Origin of the sequence: Salinivibrio sp. MA607 (genome assembly GCF_001996245.1) — a bacterium.
GTDB lineage: Bacteria > Pseudomonadota > Gammaproteobacteria > Enterobacterales > Vibrionaceae > Salinivibrio > Salinivibrio costicola.
Window position 1 is genome coordinate 1 of the sequence record NZ_MUFJ01000046.1, and the last position, 8,074, is coordinate 8,074.

At 40.8% G+C, this 8,074-nt stretch carries 6 protein-coding genes; 1 reads left to right on the forward strand and 5 read right to left on the reverse strand.

Annotated features, from left to right (window positions below):
• Positions 1-38: 38 nt before the first annotated feature.
• Genes BZG81_RS15025 through BZG81_RS15045 form a run of 5 tightly spaced genes read right to left on the reverse strand, consistent with a single transcriptional unit; the run spans position 39 to position 7,641 of the window.
• On the reverse strand, positions 39-833 hold the full coding sequence (locus tag BZG81_RS15025; RefSeq protein WP_158011857.1) for a peptidylprolyl isomerase: 795 nt from the start codon (positions 831-833) through the stop codon (positions 39-41).
• Positions 834-886: 53 nt separating this feature from the next.
• Positions 887-1,567, reverse strand: a complete 681-nt coding sequence (gene narI, locus BZG81_RS15030) for a respiratory nitrate reductase subunit gamma (protein WP_077677762.1) — start codon at positions 1,565-1,567, stop codon at positions 887-889.
• A gap of 2 nt (positions 1,568-1,569) precedes the next feature.
• A complete protein-coding gene (gene narJ, locus BZG81_RS15035; protein ID WP_077677763.1) occupies positions 1,570-2,334 on the reverse strand; it encodes a nitrate reductase molybdenum cofactor assembly chaperone in 765 nt (254 codons plus the stop codon).
• A 5-nt stretch (positions 2,335-2,339) separates the two neighbouring features.
• Positions 2,340-3,866 (reverse strand): nitrate reductase subunit beta, encoded by a 1,527-nt coding sequence (gene narH, locus BZG81_RS15040; RefSeq protein ID WP_021022862.1) that lies wholly within the window; start codon positions 3,864-3,866, stop codon positions 2,340-2,342.
• A gap of 1 nt (position 3,867) precedes the next feature.
• Positions 3,868-7,641 (reverse strand): nitrate reductase subunit alpha, encoded by a 3,774-nt coding sequence (locus BZG81_RS15045; RefSeq protein ID WP_077677764.1) that lies wholly within the window; start codon positions 7,639-7,641, stop codon positions 3,868-3,870.
• A 251-nt stretch (positions 7,642-7,892) separates the two neighbouring features.
• Here BZG81_RS15045 and BZG81_RS15765 point away from each other — a divergent pair.
• A partial coding sequence (locus tag BZG81_RS15765; protein ID WP_206744321.1) for a hypothetical protein occupies positions 7,893-8,074 on the forward strand: 182 nt, incomplete at its 3' end.

The following is an 8,074-nucleotide window of genomic DNA, read 5'->3' on the forward strand; positions in this document are numbered from 1 at the left end:
CTCTGTATCTTAATCATATACTCAGATCATCATTCATATTATTGCATCAGCGGTGAGTTTTCTAATTGAAAGTCAAATCCTTTTATATCTGAGTCTATTAATATGGTTTGAATATATTGTGCAATATTTTTCCGTTTAACCTTCTCATTAAGATAAAGAGATATCGATTCTTTTACCATATTAAAATCAAGCTGACTACCATCAACTCGACGATTGATATTGGCCACATGTACGCCGTAGCGGGTTTCAATAGGTTTATTTAATAGACCCATGGGCGCGGTAAWTATTTGTTTTTCGAACTCAGCTACTGTTTGACCTTGAGTGATTTGTCCTAAATTCCCCCCTTGCTTAGAAGAAGGACAGGCTGAGTATTGTTTCGCCAAATCGTAGAAGGTGGCTTTATTTTCTTTTAGTAACTCTATTAAATATTCTGCAAATTCTACTACCTTTATTCTCTCTTCAACATCCTCTGGAGGACAAGCCAGCAGGATGTGATCTACTTCTAGCAACGGTGCTGTACAAAACTTATCTTTATTTGTTATATAGTAATGATAACACTCTTCGTCAGTAGCAGATGGATAGATCCCTTCGAATTGTATTAGTTTTTCAATAATGTCATACTCTTCAGTTGGTTCAAGTTTTTTGTCTTCAGGCCAAAGAGATAAGCTTACTGCTCGTTGTTTTACGACTTCGTTAATAATTAGAGCTTCAACAGCCTTAACCATCGCTTCTCTTTTCGTTTCTGCAGGATGATACTGAACCTCCTGCATTATTATCGAAGAGTCTAGTTTAATTTCATTTATAGTGATTTCTGGAACGTCTGACACATTCATTGTACTACTCCTATAACTAGAAAAGACAAGCCTATGAAGGCTTGTCATTTTTTTTATTTTTGACGCACGATTTGGTATTGCCGTGTCAAATATTCGATAGGCACACTCCAAATATGGACCAATCGACTAAATGGGAACAATAGGAACAAGGTTATTCCCCAAAAAACATGTGCACGATAAATCCAATGAACATCAGATATAAAGGTTATAGCCTCTTCCGGTCTAAAGGTTAATAAATACTTCGACCATGTCATTAAGTTTTTCATTTCTTGACCATCCATATGACCACTAGAAATGAATATAGAAAACATACCTAATATGAGTTGTAAATAAATAACTAGAACAATTGCGGTATCCATTCGTGTACTTGATGCACGAATTCTAGGATTAAACAATCTTCGGTAAACTAAATAAGTCAGACCAATAAAGCATAATACACCAAAGAAGCCGCCTGCTCCCATGGCAATTAACTGTTTAGCTTGTAGGGTAATGCCTAACATATGCCACACTTCGTAAGGTATAACTAATCCACCAAAATGACCAAAAAAAATGCCAATAATACCTATGTGAAACAGATTACTTGCTACTCGAAAATGTTTATTTGAGAGCATTTGACTTGAACCGGTTTTCCATGTGTATTGATCTTTATCATAACGAATCAAGCATCCTAAAAAAAACACAACAGATACTATATATGGATAAATACCGAAAATTAACATATCGATAAAGTTCATAGCTAGACCTCTTTTGTTTGAGTGGCTGATGCTGTCTCATCCATTGACATCCAATTTACTGGCACTTCCTGATCTTTGCGTTGATTCTCAGTTGGCCGATGCTGATTGGTTGGACATCCACCGTTAACGCTATCACCACCAAAAGTAACAGCCTCCTCTTCCCATACTTTGTCTAATTCTTTAGGTGTATGATCTTCTTTTTCATTTTTAACCTGCTCTCGAAGTTCTGAGATATTAACTTTCGCACCACATAAATCCAACAGTCCCCACATTAAACTCGCATACCCTGATTCACGCTTTTCTAAACGAACAGCGAGTAAACTTAAAACGGGAATAATATCTTCTATCCAACCAATTCCTTGCTCACCTTGCGTTGACGAAAATTCAAGAAATAGAGGGAGATGATCAGGCAATTCATTATGCGCAATTTCAAGCCCTGCTTTTTCATACTGAGCGAGTAAGTCGACCATAGCTTGGCCTCGATCTCGTGATTCACCATGAATATGTTCATAAATTAATAAAGATAATGAGCGACCACGTTCAAACAACCCATCGTAGTCAGACTGCCAATCGAGTAATGGCATTTCACTGCATCGGTCTATAAAGGAAATAATCTCTTTTTTATTTCTCTTTGATAGAACACTAGATGTTACAATATCCATCAAATCATCTCGATATAATTCGATTCCTAACTCTGGATAATCTAGCAATCGACCAATTAGTGCAATAAGTTGTGAAGTATTATTTCCACTTTTTTGGTTTGTCATTTTTCTTACTCCTGTATCTCTACGGGGATAACTTCACGCACCGTCTGGCTTTTACCACCAAATAGGTCAGTCTCGCCGGTCGAACACCCATTACCAAATGTAAAACCACAACCGCTTTTGATGTCGTAAGCATTTTCTGCATAACTAGTATGGCTAGTCGGGATTACGAACCTGTCTTCGTAATTTGCAAGCGCCATGACCTGATACATTTCTTCAATTTGTGCCTGGGTTAGTTTAACTGCGTCGAGAACTTCAAAATTTTCCTCACACTCAACTTGTTGACTACGCTTATACTCACGCATTGCCATCAATCGCTCAAGTGACCGTATAACAGGTTGTTCTTCACCTGCAGTTAGCAAATTAGCAAGATATTTTATCGGAATACGTAATGACTTTAGGTCAGGAAGTACACTACTTTTCTCAATTTCTCCGGCTTCTACTGCGGATTGAATTGGCGATAAAGGTGGCACATACCAAACCATCGGCAAAGTACGATACTCTGGATGAAGCGGTAACGCGACTTCCCATTCCATAGCCATTTTATAAACTGGAGACTGTTGCGCTGCTTCAATCCAATTAGCAGCTATGCCTTCTTTCTCAGCTTCAGCGATCACGGCCGGATCAAAGGGATCTAGAAATATATCTCTTTGCGCTTGATAAAGATCTTTATCATTCGGTACCGATGCCGCTTGCTCAATTTTATCAGCATCGTACAACATAACACCTAAGTAACGAATGCGACCTACACATGTTTCAGAACAAATTGTTGGTTGCCCTGCTTCAATACGTGGATAACAAAAAATACATTTTTCTGACTTACCCGTTTTCCAATTGTAATATATTTTTTTGTAAGGACACCCAGAGACACACATCCGCCATCCACGGCACTTATCTTGGTCAATAAGTACAATACCGTCCTCTTCACGTTTATAGATGGCACCACTTGGACAAGACGCAACACATGCAGGATTAAGACAGTGCTCGCATAAACGCGGTAAATACATCATAAACGTATTTTCGAACTGACCATAAATGTCTGCTTGGATTTGATCAAAGTTCTTATCTTTGCGACGTTTTTTGAATTCGGTACCTAAGATCTCCTCCCAGTTAGGTCCCCATTCAATTTTTTCCATCCGTTTTCCGGAAATCAGCGAACGGGGTCGCGCAACGGGCTGATGCTTACTTTCTCCCGCACGATGAAGGTGCTGATAATCAAAGTCAAATGGTTCGTAGTAATCGTCAATTTCAGGTAAGTCGGGGTTTGCGAATATATTAGCTAAAATCCGACGTTTCCCACCTTGTTTCGGCTCTAATTTTCCTTGCTTAGTTCGAATCCAACCACCGTTCCATTTTTCTTGATTTTCCCATTCTTTGGGATAGCCGATGCCAGGTTTAGTTTCAACATTATTAAACCACGCATACTCCATTCCTTCACGCGATGTCCATACATTTTTACAGGTAACCGAGCAAGTGTGACAGCCTATACACTTGTCGAGATTCAAAACCATGCCGATTTGAGCTCTAACTTTCATATTATTTCTCCACCTCGTGAAGATTTTCATCTAATACATCTTCACTATCATCATCCAGCCAATCCACGCGATCCATTTTTCGAACTACTACAAACTCATCACGATTACAACCTACAGTGCCGTAATAGTTAAATCCGTAAGATTGTTGTGCATAACCCCCAATCATATGGGTTGGCTTCATAATTGCTCGAGTTACAGAGTTATGAATACCACCTCTAGTACCAGTTAGCTCGGAACCCGGTATGTTCACAATCCGCTCTTGCGCGTGATACATCATTCCCATTCCTTCGGGGACACGTTGAGAAACAACGGCTCTAGCAGCAATCGCACCATTTGCGTTAAATGCTTCGATCCAATCATTATCTTCAATGCCAGCCGCAGTCGCGTCTGTTTCTGACATCCAAATAATTGGTCCACCACGTGATAGTGTCAGCATAAGTAAATTATCTGAATACGTACTATGAATTCCCCACTTTTGATGTGGAGTAATCCAATTCAAAACGACTTCATTGTTACCATTAGGCTTCATACCCTGCACATTTTGCGTGGTTTTCAGGTTGACCGGCGGCTTATAAAGACAGTGCATTTCACCAAAATCACGCATCCATTGATGATCTTGATAAAATTGTTGTCGACCTGTAATCGTACGCCAAGGAATTAGCTCGTGAACATTGGTATATCCAGCATTGTAAGAAACATGCTCGTCTTCTAACCCGGACCAAGTCGGTGAGCTAATAATTTTACGTGGTTGCGCAACAATATCTCTAAATCGAAGTTTCTCTTCTTCTTTAGGCTTGGCTAAGTGAGTATGATCAAGACCGGTAACTTTACTAATTGACTCCCAAGCCTTGACAGCTACTTGTCCATTTGTCTCCGGCGCTAATGATAAAACGACTTCTGCTGCGTCAATGGCTGATTCAATTTTTGGTCTGCCTTGGTTAACACCTGATTTAATGTGCTTTTTATTCAACTCACCTAAGAATTTAACTTCGTCTTGTGTATTCCAATTAATCCCCTTACCACCGTTTCCTAGTGTATCCAGGAGTGGCCCTAATGACGTGAACTTTGCATAGGTATTCGGATAATCTCGCTCCACCACCATCATATTTGGCGCTGTCTTGCCAGGAATGAGATCACACTCTCCTTTCCACCACGCCTTAATGTCGAATGGCTGGGCTAGTTCACCAGGAGTATCATGTTGCATAGGCACGGTGACAATATCTTGTTCTACACCTAAGTGTCCTTCGCACTGTTGGGAGAAAGATTTTGCAATCCCTTTGAAAATTTCCCAATCACTTTTTGATTGCCAAACAGGATCCACAGCTTTAGATAAAGGATGAATAAATGGATGCATATCGGACGTATTCAAATCGTCCTTTTCATACCAAGTTGCGGTAGGTAGAACAATATCTGAATACAAACAAGTTGTAGACATTCTGAAGTCTAGTGTAACTAAAAGATCAATTTTTCCTTCAGGTGCACTATCACGCCATTTTATATCTTCAGGCTTTTCACTTCCTTCTTCACCAAGATCTTTACCAAGCAGACCATGTTTCGTTCCTAATAGGTGACGAAGCATATATTCATGACCTTTCCCTGAAGATCCAAGTAAATTAGACCGCCAGATAAACATGTTTCGAGGATAGTTTTTTGGATTGTCAGGATCTAAACAGGCAAATTCTAAGCTTCCTGCTTTTAATTGATCCACCGTATAATCTACCGGATCTTGCCCTTGCTCATGTGCATCTCGGCACACCTTCAAGGGATTTTTACTCAACTGTGGCGCTGACGGCAGCCAACCCATGCGTTCTGCACGTGAATTAAAGTCTATGATCGAGCCCTCCCAATCTTTTTTATTAGATAAAGGAGAGACAATTTCACTCATATGTAGCTTTTCATAACGCCACTGATCAGAATGTGCATAAAAGAAGGATGTGCCATTCATATGACGAGGTGGGCGACTCCAATCCAAACCAAATGCTAAAGGCTGCCAACCTGTTTGTGGACGAAGTTTTTCTTGACCGACATAGTGAGCCCAACCACCACCGCTTYGTCCAATACAACCGCACATGATTAGCATATTGATTAAACCACGATAGTTCATGTCCATGTTGTACCAGTGATTCAAACCAGCACCGACAATGATCATGGAACGACCACGTGTTTTTGCTGCAGTGTCAGCAAATTCATTTGCAATTTTAATCACATCATTTTGGGGGACGCCTGTTATTTGTTCCTGCCAAGCTGGCGTATAGGCAAGATTATCGCTATAGGATTGTGCGCAATTCGGATCATCATATCCATTGTCAACACCATAGTTAGCAAGCGTTAAGTCAAATACAGTAGTGACCCAAGCTTCCGACTTATCGGCAAGCTTGATCTTTTTAGCCGGGATACGATGCGTTGTTACTTCATCATGAACTGTATGTTGGAAGTAGCCAAGTTCATGTTCATTGCCCCCAAAATATGGGAAATTTACGGTAATAATCTCATCGTGATCATCTTTTAAGCTCAGGCGGAGTTTCACATCACGATTCGTTGCACCATCACGTTGCTCAAGATTCCATTTAGCATAGCGTTCCCCCCATCGATAGCCAATCGAGCCTTTCGGCGACGTGAGCATATTTGATGACTCATCAATTGCAATGGTTTTCCACTCGGGGTTATTGTCTTGTCCAGCTTTGTCATCCAAGTCACTCGCACGAAGGAACCTCCCTTGCTGCAGACCTCCTTTTTCGGACGGTTCCAACATGACGAGCATTGGCATATCCGAATAACGTCGTACATAATCATCGAAATACTGTGTTGTTTTGTTGACATAAAACTCTTTAAGAATGACATGTCCGAATGCCATGCTTAGTGCGGCGTCGGTTCCTTGCTTGGGTGCTAACCATTGATCGGTAAGTTTAGCCACCTCAGAATAATCAGGGGTAATGCCAATTACTTTCGTCCCTTTATATCGCACTTCAGTTAAGAAGTGAGCGTCGGGTGTGCGTGTTTGTGGAACATTCGACCCCCAACACATAATATAATTTGAGTTGTACCAATCCGCTGACTCGGGGACATCAGTTTGCTCTCCCCAAACTTGCGGTGATGCAGGAGGAAGGTCGCAATACCAGTCATAGAAACTTAAGCAATTACCACCGATTAATGACAGATAACGTGCACCTGCCGCATATGAAATCATCGACATCGCTGGGATAGGCGAGAATCCAAAGATACGATCGGGCCCATACTCTTTGGCCGTGTAGACATTAGACGCACCAATGATTTCGTAGACTTCATCCCAATGCGCGCGAACGAACCCACCCATACCACGTTTTTCTTTATATTCTCGTGTTTTTGTGGGATTAGTGACAATTGACTCCCAAGCGTCTACAGGGTTGGCATGCTGCTTTTTTGCTTCACGCCATAGTTTAATTAAGCGCTTACGAATTTTGGGGTATTTAAGTCTATTCGCACTATATATGTACCATGAATAACTCGCACCGCGTGGGCAACCTCGAGGCTCATGATTAGGAAGGTCAGGACGAGTTCTAGGATAATCGGTTTGTTGCGTTTCCCACGTTACAAGTCCATTCTTGACATAGATTTTCCAACTACATGAACCGGTACAGTTAACGCCGTGAGTTGAACGGACAACCTTATCATGCTGCCAACGTTGCCTATAACTGTCTTCCCACTGGCGGGGCTCTTGCGTTGTCACGCCATGACCTTCAGAAAAGTTTTCTCTTTTCTGGGTAAAATAACGTAGCCGATTTAGAAAGTGGCTCATGCCTGACTCCTTTTCGATGGCTTAACTAGTAAACGGTTAACGTGATACGTTAAACTGCGACTAATCCTAAACTCGTTTTCGAATGTACTCTGTGTATATAAGTAGACGTCAAGTGCAGGTATTGTGCAATGCGGTAAAAACAGCAAAAAACAGACAACTACCCATAAAGGGGTATGGGTGAGTATCTAGTAAAAAACTTGATTTTCAATACAATAGACAACTTAGAAAGCAAATAGACGGACTGTATTATTATGACCAATTACTTAGAGGTAACCCCTGATGAGCAGGGTATAAACCGTTCTATTGGTATTTTCGACTCTCTCGTATTCAAAATCGGATCTTTATTGATAATGATTAGCATTATCGCCTTGGTCAGTATGGTCTCAGCCGTGTATATTTCAGATAATGCACAGACTGATGCTCATGCAATAAA